20 protein-coding genes are annotated in these 20739 nt (G+C 39.5%); 3 read left to right on the top strand and 17 right to left on the bottom strand.

Going from position 1 to position 20739, the window contains the following annotated elements; translation table 11 throughout:
- Positions 1-125: 125 nt before the first annotated feature.
- The 4 genes from H6G28_RS08625 to H6G28_RS08610 all read right to left on the bottom strand — a co-directional run bounded on the left by H6G28_RS08625 (position 126) and on the right by H6G28_RS08610 (position 3821).
- Entirely contained in the window at positions 126-866 is a 741-nt protein-coding gene (locus tag H6G28_RS08625) for an RNA methyltransferase (protein WP_190589953.1), read from the bottom strand.
- A gap of 87 nt (positions 867-953) precedes the next feature.
- Positions 954-1550: a hypothetical protein gene (locus H6G28_RS08620; protein WP_190589952.1), complete on the bottom strand. Its 597-nt coding sequence runs from the start codon at positions 1548-1550 to the stop codon at positions 954-956.
- A gap of 168 nt (positions 1551-1718) precedes the next feature.
- On the bottom strand, positions 1719-2261 hold the full coding sequence (locus tag H6G28_RS08615) for an AbfB domain-containing protein (RefSeq protein ID WP_190670278.1): 543 nt from the start codon (positions 2259-2261) through the stop codon (positions 1719-1721).
- Between the two features lie 321 nt (positions 2262-2582).
- Complete coding sequence (locus H6G28_RS08610) at positions 2583-3821, bottom strand: PEP-CTERM sorting domain-containing protein (RefSeq protein ID WP_190590071.1); 1239 nt, start codon at positions 3819-3821, stop codon at positions 2583-2585.
- 630 nt (positions 3822-4451) lie between these two features.
- On the opposite strand from H6G28_RS08610, the gene H6G28_RS08605 reads away from it, so the two are divergent.
- Positions 4452-4895 carry a hypothetical protein gene (locus H6G28_RS08605; protein WP_190589950.1) on the top strand — a complete coding sequence of 148 codons (444 nt, stop codon included), beginning with the start codon at positions 4452-4454 and terminating at the stop codon, positions 4893-4895.
- 132 nt (positions 4896-5027) lie between these two features.
- Here H6G28_RS08605 and H6G28_RS08600 read toward each other — a convergent pair whose 3' ends face one another.
- On the bottom strand, positions 5028-5357 hold the full coding sequence (locus H6G28_RS08600; RefSeq protein WP_190589949.1) for a low molecular weight protein tyrosine phosphatase family protein: 330 nt from the start codon (positions 5355-5357) through the stop codon (positions 5028-5030).
- A gap of 157 nt (positions 5358-5514) precedes the next feature.
- The gene (locus tag H6G28_RS08595) at positions 5515-7185 is read right to left on the bottom strand and encodes a DNA repair helicase XPB (protein ID WP_190589948.1); all 1671 of its coding nucleotides are present in this window, start codon (positions 7183-7185) and stop codon (positions 5515-5517) included.
- Between the two features lie 112 nt (positions 7186-7297).
- Here H6G28_RS08595 and H6G28_RS08590 point away from each other — a divergent pair, with 112 nt between their 5' ends.
- Positions 7298-8764 (top strand): serine/threonine-protein kinase, encoded by a 1467-nt coding sequence (locus H6G28_RS08590; protein WP_190670277.1) that lies wholly within the window; start codon positions 7298-7300, stop codon positions 8762-8764.
- Here the strand turns inward: H6G28_RS08590 and H6G28_RS08585 are convergent.
- The 10 genes from H6G28_RS08585 to H6G28_RS08540 all read right to left on the bottom strand — a co-directional run bounded on the left by H6G28_RS08585 (position 8742) and on the right by H6G28_RS08540 (position 16987).
- On the bottom strand, positions 8742-9077 hold the full coding sequence (locus tag H6G28_RS08585; protein ID WP_190670275.1) for a XisI protein: 336 nt from the start codon (positions 9075-9077) through the stop codon (positions 8742-8744). The two genes, H6G28_RS08590 and H6G28_RS08585, sit on opposite strands and share 23 nt — an antisense overlap.
- Entirely contained in the window at positions 9065-9481 is a 417-nt protein-coding gene (locus H6G28_RS08580) for a XisH family protein (protein WP_190670273.1), read from the bottom strand. The genes H6G28_RS08585 and H6G28_RS08580 overlap by 13 nt, the downstream gene beginning before the upstream one ends.
- A gap of 145 nt (positions 9482-9626) precedes the next feature.
- Positions 9627-10751: a fasciclin domain-containing protein gene (locus H6G28_RS36770; RefSeq protein ID WP_242054491.1), complete on the bottom strand. Its 1125-nt coding sequence runs from the start codon at positions 10749-10751 to the stop codon at positions 9627-9629.
- Between the two features lie 43 nt (positions 10752-10794).
- The gene (locus H6G28_RS08570) at positions 10795-11586 is read right to left on the bottom strand and encodes a S1 family peptidase (RefSeq protein ID WP_190670272.1); all 792 of its coding nucleotides are present in this window, start codon (positions 11584-11586) and stop codon (positions 10795-10797) included.
- 6 nt (positions 11587-11592) lie between these two features.
- On the bottom strand, positions 11593-12153 hold the full coding sequence (locus H6G28_RS08565) for a COP23 domain-containing protein (protein WP_190670271.1): 561 nt from the start codon (positions 12151-12153) through the stop codon (positions 11593-11595).
- A gap of 188 nt (positions 12154-12341) precedes the next feature.
- Complete coding sequence (locus tag H6G28_RS08560) at positions 12342-12674, bottom strand: Ycf66 family protein (RefSeq protein WP_190670269.1); 333 nt, start codon at positions 12672-12674, stop codon at positions 12342-12344.
- Between the two features lie 8 nt (positions 12675-12682).
- Entirely contained in the window at positions 12683-14521 is a 1839-nt protein-coding gene (locus H6G28_RS08555) for a helicase-associated domain-containing protein (protein WP_190670268.1), read from the bottom strand.
- Positions 14522-14699: 178 nt separating this feature from the next.
- Positions 14700-15383, bottom strand: coding sequence for an ATP synthase subunit B family protein (locus H6G28_RS08550; RefSeq protein WP_190589944.1), 684 nt, complete (start codon positions 15381-15383; stop codon positions 14700-14702).
- Positions 15272-15844, bottom strand: coding sequence for a pantetheine-phosphate adenylyltransferase (gene coaD / locus H6G28_RS08545; protein ID WP_190589943.1), 573 nt, complete (start codon positions 15842-15844; stop codon positions 15272-15274). The genes H6G28_RS08550 and coaD overlap by 112 nt, the downstream gene beginning before the upstream one ends.
- A gap of 225 nt (positions 15845-16069) precedes the next feature.
- Positions 16070-16987: a histone deacetylase family protein gene (locus H6G28_RS08540; RefSeq protein WP_190670266.1), complete on the bottom strand. Its 918-nt coding sequence runs from the start codon at positions 16985-16987 to the stop codon at positions 16070-16072.
- A gap of 142 nt (positions 16988-17129) precedes the next feature.
- Here H6G28_RS08540 and H6G28_RS08535 point away from each other — a divergent pair, with 142 nt between their 5' ends.
- Entirely contained in the window at positions 17130-18146 is a 1017-nt protein-coding gene (locus tag H6G28_RS08535) for a mechanosensitive ion channel family protein (protein ID WP_190670263.1), read from the top strand.
- A 484-nt stretch (positions 18147-18630) separates the two neighbouring features.
- On the opposite strand, the gene H6G28_RS08530 is transcribed toward H6G28_RS08535, so the two are convergent.
- Positions 18631-20649: an S-layer homology domain-containing protein gene (locus H6G28_RS08530; protein WP_190670261.1), complete on the bottom strand. Its 2019-nt coding sequence runs from the start codon at positions 20647-20649 to the stop codon at positions 18631-18633.
- Positions 20650-20739: the final 90 nt, after the last annotated feature.

Raw genomic sequence — 20739 nt, 5'->3', positions numbered from 1 at the left:
TTCCGGCCTAAAACTGACTGTTCATACAGCTTGATGCTGAAATCAACGTTGACTACTCAGTAGTGTGTTTAGTTTAAGCCATATTATCTATTTTGAGGGAGATTCCGTATATATTAATCGATACATCATAAGTTTTCATCATCATTACGATTGTTTAGCACCCACTCTACTTGCCGAAAAATCCCCCGCAGCATTGCCACTTCATTAGTTGTCAGTCGGGCGCGATTATATAGTTGGCGAAATTTCTCCATCCGACTCGCGGCTGTATGGGGATAGAGATAACCAATATCTAACAGTAGCGATTCTAATTGTTGGTAGTAGGCTTCTACCAGTTCAAAAGGTGCTAATTCTGTTGGTTGACTGATCTGCGGTTGGGCGATTTCTACCTGTTGCGCCAGTTCATAACAACAAATTCCGACAGCCGTGGCTAAATTTAATGAGGGATATACCTCACTGGTGGGAATGCGGATAAATCGCTGGGCATAATTTAATTCTTCATTACTTAATCCCCGGTCTTCTCTGCCAAAAATCAACGCCGAGGGTTTGTCTGGTTCTGCGAGTAACCAAGGTAAGGCGGTACGGGGTGTTTCTAATGGTGTTCCCCAATCACGCACACGCGCAGTAGTGGCGATCGCTCTGACGCATCCTTGCAAAGCCTCTGGTAAAGTTGCTACTTCTAGGGCAGATTCTAAAATATCCTTGGCATGGACAGCCATTTTCATTGCTTCTGGCGATCGCGGGTCACATTGGGGGTTAACTAATATGAGGTTGTACAAACCAAAATTTTTCATCACACGAGCGATCGCACCCACATTAATTGGGCCAGCTGGTTCTACCAACACAATCCTGACCCCAGTTAATGCCATTTTTTATTTCTCCATATCTTTTACTTTGTGCATTTTACATAATTAGTGATTAAAACCCACAGAAAAGCACCAAGATACTATAAGTTTTTATTCAATAGGACAGTTGGGACTAGGGCCTTTTAAAGAATAGTGATCAACCTGCACCCAGCTATCTTGTCCTAAAGCCCAGAAACCAGTAAAAATGTTATAAGTGGTAGCATTCCCAGTACGGAACTGTAACGTTAGCTTTGTATATTGTGGTAAACTGCCAAACTTGAGTTCAGACCAAACTTTCTGTTCAGTATCACGCATTCCAAAATATCCATCTGTGACATTGGGTGATGTCCGCACATAAGCTTCTAATATATAGTTAGAATTGGGCTGGAGGCGTACTTGCTGACGAATGCCATTCCAATCCGAAACATTCCGCATCCAGGCATTATTTTTACCACTAAAACTATATCCTTTATTAACATCAAAACCTGCACGTCCTTCAGTTTCCCAATAAGATGAGGGATGTGGTTGTTGCTCAAAGTCTAGATTGCCATAAGGGGCTGTACATGATGCTTGTCCTTGATTTATAGAAATGTTGGTTAATAATATCGAACTAACAGCAACAGTAAAAATATTAATGAATATGCTTTTGGTAAGCAATTTTATATTTTGGGGTAATTTTATTAAGTAATCAGCTAATTGATTGGACATAATCTTAAGTAAAACAGCTTAAATAATTTACGCTATATCATTGCTGTAGAGACTGGGTGTAAGGGTTTTAGGTAAATCCTATATCCCTTCACCTTCTCCCCAATCCTTGTTTTTTTATGCGTCAAACATCAGCATTAATTGTTGGAGATGTTTAATACTATGAACAACTTACCGATAGAGTGGATTGGTGATGATAAAAGTTGCATCCTGTCTGAATAAATCACTACCATCTGAGGGTTCTAACCACAACTCAAAATTTTTGTGACGGATATAGTGTGCGGGAAAGTTTAGAGATTCAAATGAACTACTATGAGGATTATCACCAAAGAGTCTATTCTTAATGCAAAAGGTAGCATCTTCTCTAAATAACTGCTGATTGATTCTCCTGGACAACTTGATCTGGAAATTTTCGTGTCTTAAGAAGTGACCTGGAAAGTTAACAGATTCAAATGAGCTACATTTGTTATTAGCTAATCCTGGAACTATTTTAAAGGTTGCATCTTTTCTTCCAAGTTCATCACCAATTTGCTCTATATAACCTACGAAATTTTTGTGGCGAATATAGCGATCGCTCAAGTTATATGATCTAAAAGAAACCGCTTCATTGCTGTTTTGGGAATGAACTGATGAAGCTGATATCAAAAACATTCCCCAAATTGAGAAACCTAAAGTTGAAACACTCAATAATTTTTTTAGCCAGTTAAATTTCATTGAAATAACTACTGATACATATACTAACAGTAGTTTAACTGAGATTTTTTCAGCTTAAAATGTTTTTTTGATGAAAAAATCAGTAAGAAATACTCAAGCTGTGACTAGTACAACAAGGCAAAAGGAAAAAGGCAAAAGGAAAAAGAAAGAATAATGATACCACAAGCCTTTTAGCAATTTCTTATGGCCTGTTTATTTACGCCTTATTGTACTAGTTTGTTTTATCTACTGCTTGTCTGAAATGAAGATATGCGTGGGAGATATAGAAAATTTTCGGGTATGAGTAAAAGTTTCGTTCATACCCCAAACCTATTCTTAGCTTTATGATTCTGTAACTTGAGAAGAACGCAACCGACGTTGACGACGCAAATAAGCTAAACCAACTCCTGCTAACAATGTACCCCCCATTGTGATTGGTTCTGGTACAGGTTCAGCGTTTCTAGGAGTTAGCAAGAAAGGACGGATAACATCAGGTTCAATGGAATTGCGCTTGCGCCCATAACCAACAATTTCACCTTTGTTATTAATGCCTGCTAATACTTCTAATTTCCAATCTACAGTGGGATCAAAAGAAATATCGAGTTTGGTTACACCAGTTTCAGGACTCCATAAACAAAATTCTGTCCATACTCCGGGACAATAACCTACTACTTGACCCAAGTCATTAATATCCGATGCTCTTATGGGGAGTGGGATTATACCAGCCTCTTGAGTCCACAAGAAGCTACTCCCTCCATTATTACTACCAGAAAAGCCCAACACCTGACCTTGATTGTTAATTGCAGAGGCAATACTGTAATCTCTTCCTGGCAAGGTGCCAATGTCTTGTACACCCGTTTCTGGATTCCAAAAAAAAGCACGATTATCACTAAAATTATTGTTTGAATATCCTACTACTTGCCCCGAATCATTGATGGCAGTTGCATAACTCCTTTCTCTACCAATAAGAGTTCCAATATCAATTCTTTCAGTGCTACTATTCCATAAAACAGCATGATCTTTGCCCTCAAAGTCTAATAATTCTCCTATATCGTTGTATATAGGCTCAGAAGAAAAATTGGAAGAACCTACCACTTGGCCAAGATTATTAATGCCATAGGCGGCATTACTCTGAAAGTAATAGCTTCTTTCTAAAGGAGTAACGCTACCGTTTTCGCTCCATATACCAGTCCAACTACCATAATCAGCACTCCTTCTATGTACTGATACCTGTCCTAAATTATTGATACCAGATGGGATAATTGCAATGGTATCTACTTGCCCAGAACTATCGTTAATCCAAACTCTGCCATTTTCACGACTCCACAGCCAGCCAGGATTATAACGATTAGTTTCAGGAACAGATATATACCCTACTATCTGACCAGCATCATTAATGTCAGTAGGTATGTCATTGTAAACTGGATAACCAACAGAAATATCTTCTGGATTAATATCTATTAAGTCATACAAAATTGCTGCCATTGCAGAGGTATTAATCCCCAATGTCATGAATACGGCGCTACCACTCACAATCGCTAGATTTTTGATTTTTGTTGTTAATCTGTCGATTTTCAACATATACTTTACTCCTCATGAAATATCAATTTGTAATCACAAGTTCATAAATCTATCTTTTGGTAGTTGTCTCGCGTAAAAGTTACCAAAAGTTATATCAGTCAAGAATTGCAATGCGAAGTTTGCAAATGCCAGGATTATAAAATTCAGTGTTTTTTCTCCTGATTAAAAGATTGAGTCTTCACAAAAAATCTATATAAATAACACGAAAAATTTATAATCTTTAATACACTTGTTTGTGTTCTCATAACAAAGATTTATTGAGACAACAGATCATCTCAATTAATTAAGATTTACATCAACTTTGATTAACTAAGTCAAAATACATCCAAAACTATCTGAAAATTTAATCATTAGTGTTGATGAAATGACTAGTTAGAAGCTTTGTATAGTCAAGCGATCGCCTAGAATTTTCCTCAACCTAGAGATAAATTTTAAGTTTTGTTAAATTAATAACTTTTAATACGCATCTTCAAAAACATGCAGTATAACGTAGCAGTGCGAGTAGTAAGTTAGACACAAAAGTTAAATTATTATTTAAAACTCATGGTTTTCAGAAATATTTTTGCTGTGACTAATTTGCTTTATTTGTCGCTTGTCTGAAATTAAGATATGTGTAGGAGAACCCAAAAAATGCAAAGTATTGTGAAAAGAACTATTTTACTTTCCACTACAGCAGCGATCGCAGTTACATTTACAGGTTGCGGCGAAAGCAAAGTAGCTCAATGCAATAAAATTATCAAAGTTGCCAATCAAGCAGTAACCTTAAGTCAAGAATTTAGCAAAAATTCGCAGCGCGATACAGGTTCTAAAACATTCACAGAAATTGCAGATAAACTTGGTAATTTGGCGAATGAAATGAAAGCATTAGAAATTAAAGATGAAAAATTAAAAGGCTTTCAAGGACGATTTATCAAGTTATATCAAGATACCAGCAAAGGTTTCCGTGATACTGCTGCTGCTTTTGATAAAAAAAATCTCAAAGCCGCAAACACTTCTCTAGCATCCTTAAAAAAGAGTGGTAGTGATGAAAGTGCAATAGTAACTGAAATTAATAGCTACTGTTCTGGGAAGTAACGTCAAAAACCGGATTTGGCGTAGGTTGGGTTTAGCTATCGCCTTACCTAAGCTAAAATTATCCTTAACTTCTTTTGCTTTTTAACTTTTAACTTTTGCTTTGTTCGGTCATTCACCTTTACACCTCTTGATTTAATAGGTTCCTAAAAGGGGAAGTACCTTTTTCTTTAATATCTCAATTAAAGCTGGTTCCATATATTCAAAATCATCTGGAATATCTAAACAGATGATTTTCTTATTTTTAAGAAAAGGTTGAAAGTTTTTTGTTAACTTGCGTTTATGGGACTGTTCCATCACAAAAATAATATCAGCCCATTCAATTGCTTCTGTTGAAACTGGAACTTCAGCGTAATGGTCTAATCCTGCTGAGTCAGTTTCTAGTCCTTCATATTCTGCAAATACTACCTCAGCCGTAGGACTCCGTAATCTATTTTGGCTACAGATAAATAATATTTTTTTCATTAATTGATACTATCATATATAGGAATCCGGTTTGATTTCTGAATTTATTTGTGTAGGTAGGGAATAGGGAATAGGGAGTCGGGAGTAGGAAAGAAGCCTGATCTGAGTGTACTGATTTTTTTCCCAAATCAAATATGAGTCCTATAGCAATTTCCACTTAATCTATAATTTCAATTTGATAACTATAACCTTGCTCAGTTAAAAATAACTGACGATGACGGGCAAAATCTTCTTCACAAGTACGTAGCGAAACTAAAGTGTAAAATTGCGCGGGACGACCATCAGATTTAGGGCGTAAAACTCTACCCAAGCGTTGGGCTTCTTCTTGGCGAGAACCATATTTACCAGATACTTGAATGAGAATATCTGCATCTGGTAAATCAATGGCAAAGTTACCAACTCTGGATAAAACGAGTCCGCCTAATTCCCCTTCTCGAAAACTTTGATATAGTTTTTCTCGCTCTTTTTCCGGGGTTTTACCAGTAATTAAAGGTAGTTGGGTAACTTGGGCGATCGCTTCCAATTGCGACAGAAATTCGCCAATAATTAAAATGCGGTGTCCTGATTCTTTTGCTAACAAGTCTTTGATAACTTGCAGCTTGCGCGGATTTTCGGCAGCGACACGAAACTGATTGCGCCTGGGTGCTAAAGCATATTCCATTTGGCGTTCTTTATCTTGAGATACACGAATTTCTGTACAACTCGCCGTGGCGATAAAACCTTCACCTTCTAATTCGCGCCACGGAACATCATACCGTTTCGGCCCAATCAGGGCGAAAACATCACCTTCTCTACCATCTTCCCGAATCAAGGTGGCGGTGAGTCCCAAGCGGCGACGGGCTTGCAGTTCAGCAGTGATGCGGAAAACTGGCGCGGGGAGGAGATGAACTTCGTCGTAAATGATTAAACCCCAAGAACGGGCGCTAAATAAATCAAAGTGGGGAAAGTCACCGTCGCGTTGATGGCGATAGGTCAGGATTTGATAAGTTGATAGGGTAATTGGCCCTGTATTTTTGACTTCACCACTATATTCTGCGATCGCATCTTCTGGTAAATCTGTTTTATCCAACAATTCCCGCCGCCACTGTCGCACAGATGTTAAACTAGTTGTTAGTACAAGTGTACTCTCTTGCACGGCAGCGATCGCAGTCATACCGACAATTGTCTTACCTGCACCGCAGGGTAGCACAATTACGCCACTGCCACCTTGTACTCTTCCCGACTGATAAAATGCTTCTGCTGCTTGACTTTGGTAGTCCCGCAGCAGAAATTTTTTGCCTGTACGTGTCTCTTCGCGCAATTGTATGGCTAAAGCATCGCCTGTGACATAACCTGCAATATCTTCCGCCGGATAACCAGCCGCTAACAAAGCCTGTTTAAGTACACCGCGTAAACTCGCCGCGACTTGAAAGCAAACTTCAGAAAGACGCGCACCTAATAATGGTGCAACTTGCTTATCCCGTGACAGCAACTCCGCTAATGGCTGGTCACTCATCCGCAGCAGTAGATTATCCCCATCCCGTTCAATTACCGTCAAGCCATAGCGACTACCCAAAGTGCTGATTTCTTGGGCGACTGCTTCCGGGATGGGATATTTGGCATATTCCCGTAACGCTGCTACCATCGCCTCCACCTGCAACCCCGCCGCTCGTGCATTCCAAATACTTAGGGGTGTAATTTGATAAGTGTGGATATGTTCGGGACTTTTGATTAGTTCAGCGAAAGGTGCGATCGCTTCTCTAGCTTTAGCTGCTGTGGGAGAATGTACTTCTAAAAGAATAGTGCGATCGCTCTGCACAATCAGCGCATTTTCTGGGATGTAAGACATAATTTTATCTAGCTAAATCCTACGAAATATAATTTAGTAATTTTTGATAATCTCAATAGTAATGCTGTTAAGCAATAGTATAAAGAGAACACAGGATAAATAAGCAACTGGTATGACATCGCAAAATCTGATTGGTGGACGTTACCAAATTGTTGAAAAACTTGGTCAAGGAGGATTTGGAATTACTTTCAAAGCCGTTGACACACAATTACCTGGTAATCCTTTATGTGTTGTCAAGCAGTTTAAACCTCAAAATCCAAATAATTGGGAAATTGGCAAACGATTATTTGAACGGGAAGCAGAACAGTTACAAAAGCTACAAGAGTTAATAAATCATCAACAAATTCCTCGCATTCTTGCTTACTTGACAGAAAATCAAGAATTTTATTTGGTACAAGAATATATTCAAGGTCATGATCTCTCTCAGGAATTAGTATATGGTAAACAACTGAGTGAAACTGATGTAATTCAACTTTTACGCGATATTTTAGAAGTATTAAGTTTTGTTCACAAACGTTATTTGATTCATCGGGATATCAAACCTTCAAATATCTTAAGACGTGCATCTGATAATAAAATTTTCTTGATTGATTTTGGTGCAGTTAAAGAAATTACTACTCAAATAGCTAATCCTCAAGGACAGCTAAATTCTGTCACTATTATTGGTAGTGCTGGTTATGCACCTATTGAACAGTGTTATGGTCGTCCAGCATTAAGCAGTGATATATATGCAGTTGGTGTAATTGCTATTCAAGCTTTGACAGGGATTTTTCCCCCTAATTCAGCAATTTTTACTCCACACAATGGGGAAATTATTTGGCGCGATCGCGCTCAAGTTAGCCCAGAATTAGCTAACATCATCGATAAAATGGTGCGTCGTGACTACAACCAGCGTTATCCATCAGCAGCAGAAGCATTACAAGCGGTGAATGCACTTATTTTACCTCCCGACATAATACAGTCTCCGCCACCAAGCAGAAAAATTACCCAGAAACAATGGCTGGGTGTGGGAATATTTGCAACTATCACCCCCGTTATTCTATGGCTAGGATTTTCAGCTATTCGCCCCCAGCCTCAGCCTTTAACGAAGGAATATTCTCAATCTGATATCAAAATTAAATATCCAGACAACTGGAAAACCAAAATAACAGGTGATTTTGGTGGTGAATCAATTCAATTTCTCCCTCAAAATATACAACAAGAAAATTCTTGCATTCCAGAAATTACTGTCAATAAAACCGCATTAACTCAAGTTTTATCTCTTAATGAATATAAAAATACAATTTTAGAACAAATTAAGCAGAATTATCCCCAAGCAAAAATTACCGATGCAACCCAACCAACGACTACATTATCTCAATACAATGCCTACAAATTAACTTATTCTCATAAAGAATATCAATGTCAATCCCAAGTTCTAGAAATTGGCACAGTTAGAGAAGGTAATGCTTATTATATTACTTATACAGCAGAACAAAAAGAATATAATCGATATTTACCATTGGTGGAAGCCATGATTAATTCATTTGAAATTAAAACTCAGTCTAATTTACTTCTTAACCCACCGCAAAATCTGTAAATTTTCTTTTATAAGGTGAATGAAATCCTATGACAATATCTTGTTTGGGAACACCCATCGAAACTAATTCTTCTGCAATATTTATCTCAGTTCCATTCCATTGAATCCAAATTTTTTCATTTTTGATATCAATGTGTATTGAACAACCATATACACGATGTTTATTTTCCCAACCCACATGAACAATTTGATAATGGTCACGTACAGTATCAAATATTTGTTCTACTTCTACATCTCCATAAGAAGGTTTATAACTACCATATTTTGTCAAAAGTTTTTGAATGTATTCCCTATATTTTGCTAACTTATCCATCTTACGATCTCCTCAGTTTCAGTATCGTAAATCACTAGCTTTAATTGAAATTCTTGAATTTGAAGTTGTATAAATTGAAGCGCAAAAAAATCATTGTAAGTCTCTATATCAACAGCTAAATATAGGTGACGATCTGGTTCTTTTGCTTTCAGAGCAGTACGATAATTCAGGAATTGTCCGAGAGCAAGATGAAAATCAGTAATAGCTGATGGATTTAGAAAACTTTTGATTTCAACAGCGATTTTTTCTCCTTCCTTTTCTGCTGCGAGTAACTTCTCTGCTCCCAAATCAATCCGCATCTGAACTTGACCAAAATCAATATACAGAGGGTCGTTGGTAATATTCCAACCATCTTTTTCCAAAGCTAATCTCACAATATCGTGAAATTTATCCTTTGCTGACATAACTTAATTGATTCATCTGGGAATATTCTCATTCTACCTGAGAGTTAAGGTGTGCAAATATAATAATATTAACTTGTACCTTAACTTGAAAAGCGATTTTAAGGTTTACTAGGTGTTTTGATCATATAGATAATTCAATAATTGCTTATAAGTCAGGTGGTAAGATGATATTATCAATCCCATGAATCACTCCATTAGATACTGTAATATCCGCCTGAGTTATAGAAGCATCATTTATCTTCACTCCAGTGACAGGATCAACTTTGACGCTGATGGAACCACCTTCAATACTTTTGAGGTTTCCAGATTTCAAATCCCTAGATAATAGCTTACCGGTCACTATATGGTAAGCCATTATCTTGACTAAAACTTCTTTATTCTCCGGCTTTAATAAGTCTCTCACAGCATCTGGTGGTATTTTGGCAAATGCTGCATCAGTTGGCGCAAATATAGTAAATGAACTTGGACGTTCCAATATTGCTATTAAACCAGCTGCTTGCAAAGCTCTATTAAAATTGCTGAAAGAAGTATTTCTGGATGCTAAAACAGTTACTATTGTTGGTGTTGTACTGGATTTTGCTGGCTTTGGTGCTGGCGCAGTTGCAACAGGCTTTACAGATGGTACAAGACTTATATAAGTCTTCAACGGAATGCCCAATGTAGCAGTTCCACCGCTACTTGCCGTTCCCGCACGTCCGTGAATACCGACTAATTTCCCTTGTTCATCTAATATCGCTCCTCCACTCATGCCATCAAAAGCCTCTACTGTATAAACCAAAGCATAACCATTTTTTGGCTGTTCTACATAACTAGAAAGTGACGTAGGTAAAACAGTGAAGTTACGTCCTGGTACACCAGGTATTCCCACAGGATACCCCGCTACAGAGATATTTGTATTTAATTTTATTTTGTCAGAATTACCCTTTTGCGCCACACGGTAATTTGTATTACTAGTAAACTGAAACACCGCCAAATCAACACCGTCAAATCGTTTTACTTGGCTGTGATTGAATGTATATCTTTGACCATCTGGTGTCTGTACTGTGTAGTTACCTTCGGGTTGGACTACGTGGAAATTTGTCACCACAGTATAAACATTACCTTGTTGCTCAATAATTACCCCTGAGCCAGTATTTGCGCCATCAATGCGGACTGTAATTTTTCGAGCAATTTCAGCAATTTCTGAGGGTGTCAAAGCTGTAGCGACTGGCTGCACTATGACAATTCCTGTACCTAATAATAATGCCGCAAGCCCACCAGTAACCCTCATGATTGATTCCCCTGATACATCAACATTGATAACTGTTCACTGTTCACTGTTCACTGTTCACTGATTTAATCGGTACAGCCATACTAGAACGGGTAATTAGTTCCTGCAAGTGGGTTTCGGGTTGCGAACCATCTTGATAAACTGCCGGTGTCTCCCACAGGGGATCTTTATGTAAGCTATTAATCCCCACCACTTCACCATGTATATTCAGCAATGGTGCGCCACTCATCCCTTTACGCACATCATTGGTGTAGCCAATCTGGTAGCCTTGCTCTAATGCTTTGTCTAACAATAGGGTGACTTTCCCAGAGGTAAAGACAAACTGAGTTTTAGTTGGGGTAGACTGCTTTTGAGTTGCTAAATTGGCGATAAATCCACCCACAAACACCTCATCCCCGACTCGCAAACCAGACGCATTAGGGAGGTTAGCGACTGGATAAACTATATCGGGACTACGAAATTGCAACACAGCTAAATCATCCTGCTGCAAATCGGCAATCTGTAATACAGTAGCTTGATATACACGCCCATCTGGTGTTTGAATTTTATAGGGTGGTTTAGCGGCTCTCAAAACGTGAGCATTGGTGAGGACTGTATAAGTTTGACCTTGGCGTTGTAATAGAGTTCCTGAACCCAGTAACTCTGGTGCGGTAATTTTGACGGTGATAGTCTGAGCTAACTTTTGCAATTGCTCGACAGAAAGGCGATTAGGTCGCTCTACTCTGGTAGACTCGCTAGAAATGCCCTGCTGTTTTGAGAGTGCCAAGGAAACACCACCAAGACAAATCAGCAAGCACACCAGATAAATAATTTTGTGTTTGAGCCGCCAGTTCATGCAATATTAAGGAGTCGGTGAACTACACTCTTTACCGTCTAGAAATTCCTTAACATCAACATACACATCACCATCGTCATAAGTAAAAGCTTGACATCCACTTAAATTAATCACTGATTCCCCTACATCCCGGCGCAAACTCAGCATTTGCTGTAAAACTCTACTGGTGTCAGTTCCAGGTTTGAGGGTGACTAATACATTGTCTGCTGTGCAAGGTGCGCCTCGGCGGTTAGAAATACACAACACTGGATAGCCGTTCAAGTTATCTCGGCTGGTAATGAAAAGTGCGCCGTTATCGTAGTAGCGTTGAAATCTGGCAGAAACTATCCGACAACGTTGTAAAGGGGAGACTTTAAAAAAGTCGTTAGCAACCCAACGAATCAGCGTTTGAGGCCCCCGTGGAGTGCGTACTTTAGTGACAGGTACATTTCCTTCTTGTTTACAGGAGAACTTGTCTTGCCTACTAGCGTAACTCGGTTCAGTTACAGAAATCCCCAAAACTACAAGCGAAGCCACGGATGTTGCTGCTAATCCTGGTAATAATTGAGCCACTAACCTTCGCTGCATATACTAACTACTAATTGTTAAAATATACCTATGCAATTAAGTTACAACATTTAATCCGGTTTTTTCGCATTTGCTTTATTTTGTTTCACAAAGTCAAATATGAAACTGCTTGCAACCAGCAATTAAAATTGCTAAAGCTTGATCATTGCATTTGTAATGAAATCTGCTTGAGTGCGACTCACTTTAAATTACCGATTTCTATAACCACCATTAATTACAATATCTTTAATACATAAATAAATAATCAACACAGTTTGTAAGAACTGCATGAATTGTAAAATAGGGTCTAATCGCCAACCTTGAAAAATCAGAATCATCCCAGAAGTTAGCAGAAAAATAGGGATAATTATAGTTTGGAAAACATAAATAATTAAAGATAAAGTTTCTAATCTTCTCGCACGTTGAATCAGCAGAATTATCATAGCCAGTATATAAGCTACAGCAAAAATAATCTGCACAAAACCAATCAAACTGGCTACATTGAAACCGAAATTTACTTGCATTAAAATTAATTCATTCATGAGGAATTTTAACCACTCAACGCAATACTATAACCCAACTTTTTCACGGCGTTACGGAATTTAGTTTCTGATTCGCTAGGCACAACTAAATGCTTTTCTCCAGCTAAGAAACATAGCTTTTTGGTGCGGGAATCGTTGGCGATTAATACAGCTAAAGCAGCATCAGTGCATTCTATCAACCGGGCTTGACCGCGATCGCGCAAACTATTGCCCCGCGCTTCAATATCTGCTAAAAATTGATTGACTGTCTCTGGTATTTCATGACCACTCCGGGCTTGCAGAAATTCTCGTAATTGGGTGATGCTTTGTCCTTCTTCTATCGCACCCAATAACTTAGCCGTCTCTAACCGCCACACCGCATCCGAAATTTTTTGGGCGTAGACATCCAGTACCAGAGTATCAGCAGGGGTAAGTGGTTCGCCAGTCGCGGCTATTTCTAAGTTTGGTAATACGCGAAATACCGCCCGTACTTCTAACGGTGGCGGTGTATAGTCGTTTTGCAAACCCAAGCAGTATGCACCCAAGGGTGTTAACTGCATACACATCAAACCATCGTAACGGCTGAGAAATGGTAAGTCATCGGTTCCCCATAAGTCTGTATAATCAGGACGAACGCCGCCGGGGTTAACATAGCCGATATTAATCATTCCCAAAGTGGCAACATATTCAAATAACAGACATAAAGCATATCTGCCTTGCAAAATCTCCCAATCATCGCCACCATTACCTAAGCTACCGTAATGGGAGTCACTAATATACAAATTCCCAGGATTGCGGGTAACTTCAAAATTGTAGCCTTTGGCGAGAATGCAGCGAAACAGTTCATTAACGCCCATCCAACGCCCCACAGGACACTCGGCTAAGGCTTTGGTAATGGCTTCGCGGCGTTTGTCTGGGGCGGTTAAACCTTGCTTACCTTTGCCTGTTTGCCCTTTAATAGCATCTATGCGGCGTAGTTCGTCTAATACTTTATTTTTTAGCCATTTTTTCCAAATATTGCGGATGGTGGTTGCGGGTGGGTTTGTCAGGGCTTTTTGTCCAGTTTTGGTTAAGACTAGACGTTTGCTAGAAAGTTCGGCTAAACCTGCGGCTTGGACTAACATTGCCCAGGCGAAGGGCTTAATAAAACCGATTTTTTCGTATGATGGTGTAGATGGGTCGTCGTTGTAATAATCGCCACCAGTTAGTACAGAGGCGATCGCACTCATACCACTATTATTTGGATATCCGGTTTTATCGCTAACACTGAGTTTTCCGGCATTAATTAATCGCAGTACCGCGAGTAAATCTTGTTGTGCAGCAGTTTCCATTTCACACTGCTTGACGACAATTTCTTTTTCATGGGTTTCTCGTTCGCGGGTTTTCCAGTTCCATTCTCGCCACTGCAAACGAAAAACCTCTGGACATTTATCTAAACTAGTAATCGAAAATTCTGCTGGTGGCAAAACAAATGCTTTCAAGCGTGTTTGTAAATCTTGAGGAATAATCTGTCCGTAGATAAATAAACACAACAACGATGGTTGACGCTTGTAACCGAATGCGTCAGAAGTTCCCCAATTGGGTTCTTCCAGATATTTAGCATAGAAACTTGTAGCGTTAAACAAACCATCTGTGTTGTAAATTGTTTCCGCTACTGCCTTTTGTTGCAGATGATCTAGTTCTCGCCACAATTGTTGCAGATTTTCCCCCACAAGATAACGGTGAATCACTGTAATGATTTCCGCTTTGCGTGTGGGTTTGCTATTAGTATTTAGTAACGCTGCCAGCTTTTTTAGTTGATCAACAGATAATTGTTGTAAAGCCTCATCAACTGTGGAAATGCTTAACTGATCCTGATAGTAAGGCATGGCAATGCACTGGAAATAACCTGCGATTTTCGACCTATAAGCAAGATAGGTTTAGGAAAATCTTACAATATTAAGTGCTGAGTGCTGAGTGCTGAGTGCTGAGTCAAGAAAATATACTAACCTCTAACCTCTAACCTCTAACCTCTAACCTCTAACCTCTAACCTCTAACCTCTAACCTCATTTCTTTTTTGAAGAATAATTCTGAGATTGATTTTCTTGGCGTAATTGTTGTCTGCCATTGGTGATAATTCTTAACATATCTTTGAGGTCTTGCTCGATATTTTCGAGGACAGTATCGGCATATTGATCAGCACCATCTTCAATTTCTTGGGCTTGTGCGATCGCAGTTTGACGCATTTGTTCTAATTCTTCCATACAAACTTGCCGCCTGCGTTCAATTTCCGCAAGGGTTTCTTGCATCATCGCCTCGCATTCTTGCTGGGTTTTGCGCCGTAGCTGTTCTGCTTCGTGTTCCGCCTGCCTGAGAATATCACTTTCTGCCAAAATTTGCGCTCTTTTGGCTTGGGCAGCTTCGACAATTTGCTGTCCATATTCTTCGGCTTCTAACATGACATCTTGCTTGTGTTGCAAAATTTCCGTTGCTTCTTGGAACACCGAAGGTAAAGAAACGCGAATAAAATCAAGCTGTTCAAAAAGTTTGTCTTCGTCTATTAATGTGCGCCCCGTTAGGGGAACTCGCCAACTCGACAAAATCAAATCTTCTAAACGGTTGAGTTCTTGCTGAATATCTACTCCTGTTCGGGAGTTGTCCCCGTTGCCGACTCCATTGGGATACTCTGGAGGGGCGGGATAACTGCCGTTGTGGTTGGGTTCGCTATTGGATAGTTGTGGTTGTAACATTTGTGTATATCTAAAGCAATGTGCGGGGGAACAAGATGATCGACAGAACCACCAAATCTTGCGATCTCTTTTATCACACTACTACTTAAAAAACTATACTCATTTGATGTTGCGAGAAAAACTGTTTCAATTTGAGTAGAGAGAGTTTTATTCGTGTGCGCCATCTGTAATTCTACTTCAAAGTCAGAAATTGCTCGTAAACCGCGTAACAACACTTGTGCTTGGCGCTGTTGGGCATAATTTACAGTCAACCCATCAAAACTATCTGCTTCAACATTTGGTAAGTGTTGTGTAGCTATCCGAATTTGTTCTAATCGTTGCTGCACAGTAAACAACGGTACTTTATGAGGATTCCGCAATACAGCGACAATTACCTTGTCAAACAGCCGACTACCACGTTGAATAATATCAAGGTGTCCTAAAGTAATGGGATCAAAACTGCCGGGATAGATAGCAATCACAATATTCGATGTATCACAGTTATTGAGGTGATTATATCGGATTCCACTGTGCGGAGTGCTGAGAGGGGGTAGACAAGGGAGAGGGGGTAGACAAGGTAGAGAGGGTAGACAAGGTAGAAAGATTGCTCCCTTGTCCCCCTTGTCCCCCTTGTCTCCCTTATCTCCCTTGTCCCCCTTGTCTCCCTTCCCTCTAACCTGTCACCTCTAACCTCTAACCTGTCACCTCTAAAGCCCATACTGACGATAAACCTCACTCGCCGCGCGATGAATGAGAGAATGTCGCCACACTAGAGATTGCATATCATCGGCGTATCCACCGCCAATTACACAGGCGACGGGATAACCTGCGCTGACACAGGTATGTAAAACTTGCATTTCTCGGCGAAATAGTCCTGTGTCAGTTAAAGCTAATTTGCCCAAGCGATCGCCTATATGAGTATCCACCCCCGCATCGTAAAATACTAAATCAGGACGAATCTCTGATAACAAATCTGGCAAATATTCAGCCAAGGTTTGCAAATAAGCATCATCTTCCATTCCTATAGGAAGAGGCACATCTAAATCACTTTTTTGTTTTGTACCGGGAAAATTAATTTCACAGTGCATTGAAAAAGTAAATACACTGGCATCATCCTCAAATATAAAAGCCGTACCGTCGCCTTGATGTACATCCAAATCGACTATCAGAATTTTCTGCACCAGTCCGAGTTTTTGTAAAACGCGAGATGCGATCGCTAAATCGTTGAAAATACAAAAACCAGATCCATAACTGGGGAAGGCGTGATGAGTTCCCCCAGCCGTATTGCAAGCTAAACCCTGACTTAAGGCCATCTGAGCCGTGAGTATCGTACCACCAACCGCCACACAGGTACGATTGACTAAAGCCGGACTCCAAGGCAACCCGATGCGGCGTTGGGCTTTATAATCTAGGGTTCCATCACAATATGCTTGCACATAATTTGGTGTATGCACCAACTCAATCAACTCTGGTGATGGACGCTGCGGAGTGTGAAACTGTTCTATTTGCGCCACACCATCATGTAGTAGTAATTCATACAATTTCCTAAACTTAGCCATCGGGAAACGATGTCCTTCTGGCAAAGGTGCAACATAGTCTGAATGATAAATTATTGGCAAGTCCATATTATGTATTTTTTACCATATTCTGATACTAAATATACCTGAAGATTAAAATAATCCTGTCTTTGCAAGATGAGTTTTAGCAATAATTGTTTTATAATGTTGCTTTAATTTTTGTCGTTAAATTTGAGAAATCACATTAATTATGACCCAGTGGATTTTACCGGCCGCCCTAATTTTATTTAGCTTGTTAATTGGTATAGTTTGCGAGAAAGTCTTATTTCATAAGTTCAAAAAAATCATTATCCAAAAACATATTCCTGGCAGTCGGATAATTTTTCATGCTTTACATCGGGTAACTTTTATTTGGTTTCTATTAGCTGGTTTTTCATCAGCCTTAGTCGCTGCTTCTCCCAACCTCAGCCCAGAATTAAAAATTGTCTGCCAAAAAATCATCACAATTATTTTTCTTTGTTCCCTTACTTTAGTTTTAGCAAGGCTGACTGCTGGTTTTGTCAATTCCTGGACACGGAAAGCAGAAGGAGTTTCAGCCTCACTAATTTCTAATTTGGCGAAAACGGCAGTTTTTATCTTAGGGATATTAATTATCTTACAAACATTGGGAGTAGCAGTTACACCGCTAGTCACGACTTTAGGAATTGGTGGTATAGCAGTTGGTTTGGCGCTGCAAGATACATTAGCAAATTTATTTTCTGGTTTTTACTTAATTATTTCTAAACAGGTAAGAACTGGTGATTATGTCAAACTTGATGCTGGACATGAAGGTTACGTTACAGATATTACTTGGCGCAATACTACAATTAGAGAGCTTTCCAATAATGTGGTGATTGTCCCTAACTCAAAATTAGCCTCAGCAATTTTCACCAATTACCATCTCCCCGCCAAGGAAATTACTTTAACAATGAATGTGGGAGTTAGTTATGACAGCGATTTAGAACAAGTAGAAAAAGTTACTGTTGAAGTTGCTAAAGATGTCATGCGAGAAATTGCCCCAGAATTAATTGCCAATGAACCTTATATTAGATTTCATACATTCAACGATTTTAGTATCGATTTTACTTTGTATATGCGAGTCAGTGAATATTTTGATCAGCGTATGGGTAAACATTTGTTTGTCAAAAGATTACACAAACGTTATCAAGAATTAGGGATTTCAATTCCATTTCCCATTAGAGAGATTTATGTTCAGAATAATAATTGAATCTAGGGGCTAGTACAACAAGGCAAAAGGAAAAAGAAATAATAACGATAACACAAGCCTTTTAGCAATTCCTTATGGTCACTGAGCGTAGCCGAAGTGTGGTCTGTTTATTTCCGCCGACCTGTACTAGAGTATATGTAATATCATGTCCGATAAAAGACTTATCATAAAAACCGCAGACTTTGTTGGGTTACGCGATCGCTACACCCAACCTACTATTCTCTTAACTGAACCGTATTGAGTCATAGAGATAAAAAAGAAGGTAAAAGATAGACCATCAAAAATGATTTTCATCTTTTACCTTTGAGTTGTATCCTACTGTGCATTGGTAGAAACTATAGCGGTAGTCAGATATGGTAAGACAATTGAAAAGCTTGAATGCCAGGAATAGCAAGACGTTTTCTCCTGCCTTCTGCCTGGTTGGTGAGCGAAGCCGAACCACTGCCTCCTACTATATGAATAGCGTTTCTACAAAACTTGAATATTATCTTCTACCTGGAGTTCTCCCACCTTCATCATTGCTACCACCGTGGGGGCGAGAATTTCCTGGGTCACAACCTTCAGAACCGTTACCAATTCCTTGGTTACAATGACGGCGGCGTTTTTTATCATCGTCATCATCATCGTCGTCATCATTATCAACAGATGATTTTATTTCTGTTTGTTCTACAGCGTACTGAGAGTTAATCTCGACAGCTTCACCAGTGCTGACTAACGCTTTATATATCAAGGCTGCAACTTCGGCTCTTGTGGCTACCTTGTCAGCATTCAAAGTTTGAACATTGGGATAATTAATAACAATACCGCGTTCTGTGAGAGCAGCGATCGCATTTCGCACATCACTGCGAATAGTTGCAGCGTCGGAGTAAGCCGCCAAAATTGATTCTGTGGAACCACTAAAGGTGTAGTTTAAGCCTCTGGCTAACGATAGCAAGACTTCTAAACGAGATAAGGCTTGTGTAGGGTTAAATTTATTCCCCGAAATTTCGAGAAAGCCTGTAGAATATGCCTTACGGATAGCAGTGTAAGCCCAATAATTGGCCGATACATCTCTAATGCTCACAGTCTCACGAATGTTAGCTTTTTGAAAGGCTTGGCTAATCATCGCGGCAAATTGGGCGCGAGTTACCTGTTCATCGGGGCGGAAAGTTCCATCAGGAAAACCTTGAATAACTTGCAAAGCTGCTAACTCGGCAATAAAATCACTAGCCCAATAGTTACTCGAAACATCGCTAAACTTAAACTGGATACCTTGAGCTACACCAATTTCCCGGTAACTCATCATCATTTGACCGATGTCATAAGTAGAACTATCATCATCACTAACTTCGTTAAGTTCTACTAAACGGCCGGGTTCAGCTTTTAAAGCTTCTGCCAAGCTGTAACTGAAAGTGCTGATTGTTTGGCGTATTAAGGCAAATTTACCACTACTCAAGGATGTCGGATAAATGCTATTTGCTGCAACGGAGGAGACATTTTCTGCTTCAAACTGGTTGACTTTCACAGTTTGGGAACTGCTGAGAAAAGTTACCCGTTGGTCGCTAACTTGGGTAAAGTAGTCGTAAGTGGCGCTATCAGAATCAATTGTGCCGTCTTCATCGGCATCAACTCCGTAGACAGTGCGAACAACTTGATATTCGCTGGGATTAGCCGCCAAAATTAAGTTCACAGTGCTGAATGCTGATAAACATTCAAATTCGCTGTAGCCAATAAAGCGGTTTTGAGTATCGTATAATCGAACAACTATGCGATCGCCTGCTTTAATACCTTTAACAAATTTTGCTCTGTGCTTGAGTTTATATTTGTAGTCACCGAGAAATCTTTCTTTTAAGAAATTGTTGTGGCGTTTAGATTTCAAGGAAACACGGGCAATGATTTCCGAAAATTCCCCAGATGGTTGCAAAATAGCCAAATTAAAACCCGTCTTTTTGGCTTTAACTGCTGTACTCGCCGCACTCACTTGGGTATTGCGTTGAGCTATGACATTTCGTTGAATCCTAGTACGACTAATTTGACGAGTGCTAGTTTCTCGACGCTCAATTAAAGTTGTCAAACTCTGGGTAGACTCTTCATCAAGTTTGGCAACACTTCCCGACTCATCAGTACGATATACCCAAACTTGCTTGGCGTTGGCAACTACTACATGCCAACCAGGGACTACTGCTTGAGAACAGTTATCTTCGGCTTTTAAACCCAAACAGCCATTCGACCAAGTTTGCTGTTGGGCTTTAATTACACGTAAAGTTGAAGCTTGTGAACCTGTGCGACTGGAAATATCTTCTAAAACAGCATCTTTGACTGATTCTGGTAAATCTGACTCTTTACTACCTAACTCATCTGCTAACAGTTGTTGCATTGTAGAGTTAACAGGTGTTTGCGCGATGGTGGTAGAGAACCGAGGAGTTGCAGAAGCTGAAAAGATGGGCGAAAACATTGCCACTGAAGTAGCAGCAACGATAACTTGGCTCAAATGAGCAAAAGAACGATTTTTTTTGTGTTTCATCTCACACCATACCAATCGGTGAGTAAGTGAAGAGAATGTAAATTCCCTTGACTTATTAATCCCGTTGTGCAGATGAAATTAACACTTCTA

This window comes from Nostoc sp. FACHB-190 (assembly GCF_014696905.1).
In the GTDB taxonomy this organism is placed as follows: domain Bacteria; phylum Cyanobacteriota; class Cyanobacteriia; order Cyanobacteriales; family Nostocaceae; genus Nostoc_B.
The sequence above is the reverse complement of the archived record's forward strand: the minus strand, read 5'-3'. Positions and strand labels throughout refer to the sequence as shown.

Bases quoted from the DNA above. Each gene is read 5' to 3' on its own strand.
- H6G28_RS08625 (WP_190589953.1), bottom strand. From the start codon at position 866: ATGGCATTAACTGGGGTCAGGATTGTGTTGGTAGAACCAGCTGGCCCA.
- H6G28_RS08620 (WP_190589952.1), bottom strand. From the start codon at position 1,550: ATGTCCAATCAATTAGCTGATTACTTAATAAAATTACCCCAAAATATA.
- H6G28_RS08615 (WP_190670278.1), bottom strand. From the start codon at position 2,261: ATGAAATTTAACTGGCTAAAAAAATTATTGAGTGTTTCAACTTTAGGT.
- H6G28_RS08610 (WP_190590071.1), bottom strand. From the start codon at position 3,821: ATGTTGAAAATCGACAGATTAACAACAAAAATCAAAAATCTAGCGATT.
- H6G28_RS08605 (WP_190589950.1), top strand. From the start codon at position 4,452: ATGCAAAGTATTGTGAAAAGAACTATTTTACTTTCCACTACAGCAGCG.
- H6G28_RS08600 (WP_190589949.1), bottom strand. From the start codon at position 5,357: ATGAAAAAAATATTATTTATCTGTAGCCAAAATAGATTACGGAGTCCT.
- H6G28_RS08595 (WP_190589948.1), bottom strand. From the start codon at position 7,185: ATGTCTTACATCCCAGAAAATGCGCTGATTGTGCAGAGCGATCGCACT.
- H6G28_RS08590 (WP_190670277.1), top strand. From the start codon at position 7,298: ATGACATCGCAAAATCTGATTGGTGGACGTTACCAAATTGTTGAAAAA.
- H6G28_RS08585 (WP_190670275.1), bottom strand. From the start codon at position 9,077: ATGGATAAGTTAGCAAAATATAGGGAATACATTCAAAAACTTTTGACA.
- H6G28_RS08580 (WP_190670273.1), bottom strand. From the start codon at position 9,481: ATGTCAGCAAAGGATAAATTTCACGATATTGTGAGATTAGCTTTGGAA.
- H6G28_RS36770 (WP_242054491.1), bottom strand. From the start codon at position 10,751: ATGAGGGTTACTGGTGGGCTTGCGGCATTATTATTAGGTACAGGAATT.
- H6G28_RS08570 (WP_190670272.1), bottom strand. From the start codon at position 11,586: ATGAACTGGCGGCTCAAACACAAAATTATTTATCTGGTGTGCTTGCTG.
- H6G28_RS08565 (WP_190670271.1), bottom strand. From the start codon at position 12,153: ATGCAGCGAAGGTTAGTGGCTCAATTATTACCAGGATTAGCAGCAACA.
- H6G28_RS08560 (WP_190670269.1), bottom strand. From the start codon at position 12,674: ATGAATGAATTAATTTTAATGCAAGTAAATTTCGGTTTCAATGTAGCC.
- H6G28_RS08555 (WP_190670268.1), bottom strand. From the start codon at position 14,521: ATGCCTTACTATCAGGATCAGTTAAGCATTTCCACAGTTGATGAGGCT.
- H6G28_RS08550 (WP_190589944.1), bottom strand. From the start codon at position 15,383: ATGTTACAACCACAACTATCCAATAGCGAACCCAACCACAACGGCAGT.
- H6G28_RS08540 (WP_190670266.1), bottom strand. From the start codon at position 16,987: ATGGACTTGCCAATAATTTATCATTCAGACTATGTTGCACCTTTGCCA.
- H6G28_RS08535 (WP_190670263.1), top strand. From the start codon at position 17,130: ATGACCCAGTGGATTTTACCGGCCGCCCTAATTTTATTTAGCTTGTTA.
- H6G28_RS08530 (WP_190670261.1), bottom strand. From the start codon at position 20,649: ATGAAACACAAAAAAAATCGTTCTTTTGCTCATTTGAGCCAAGTTATC.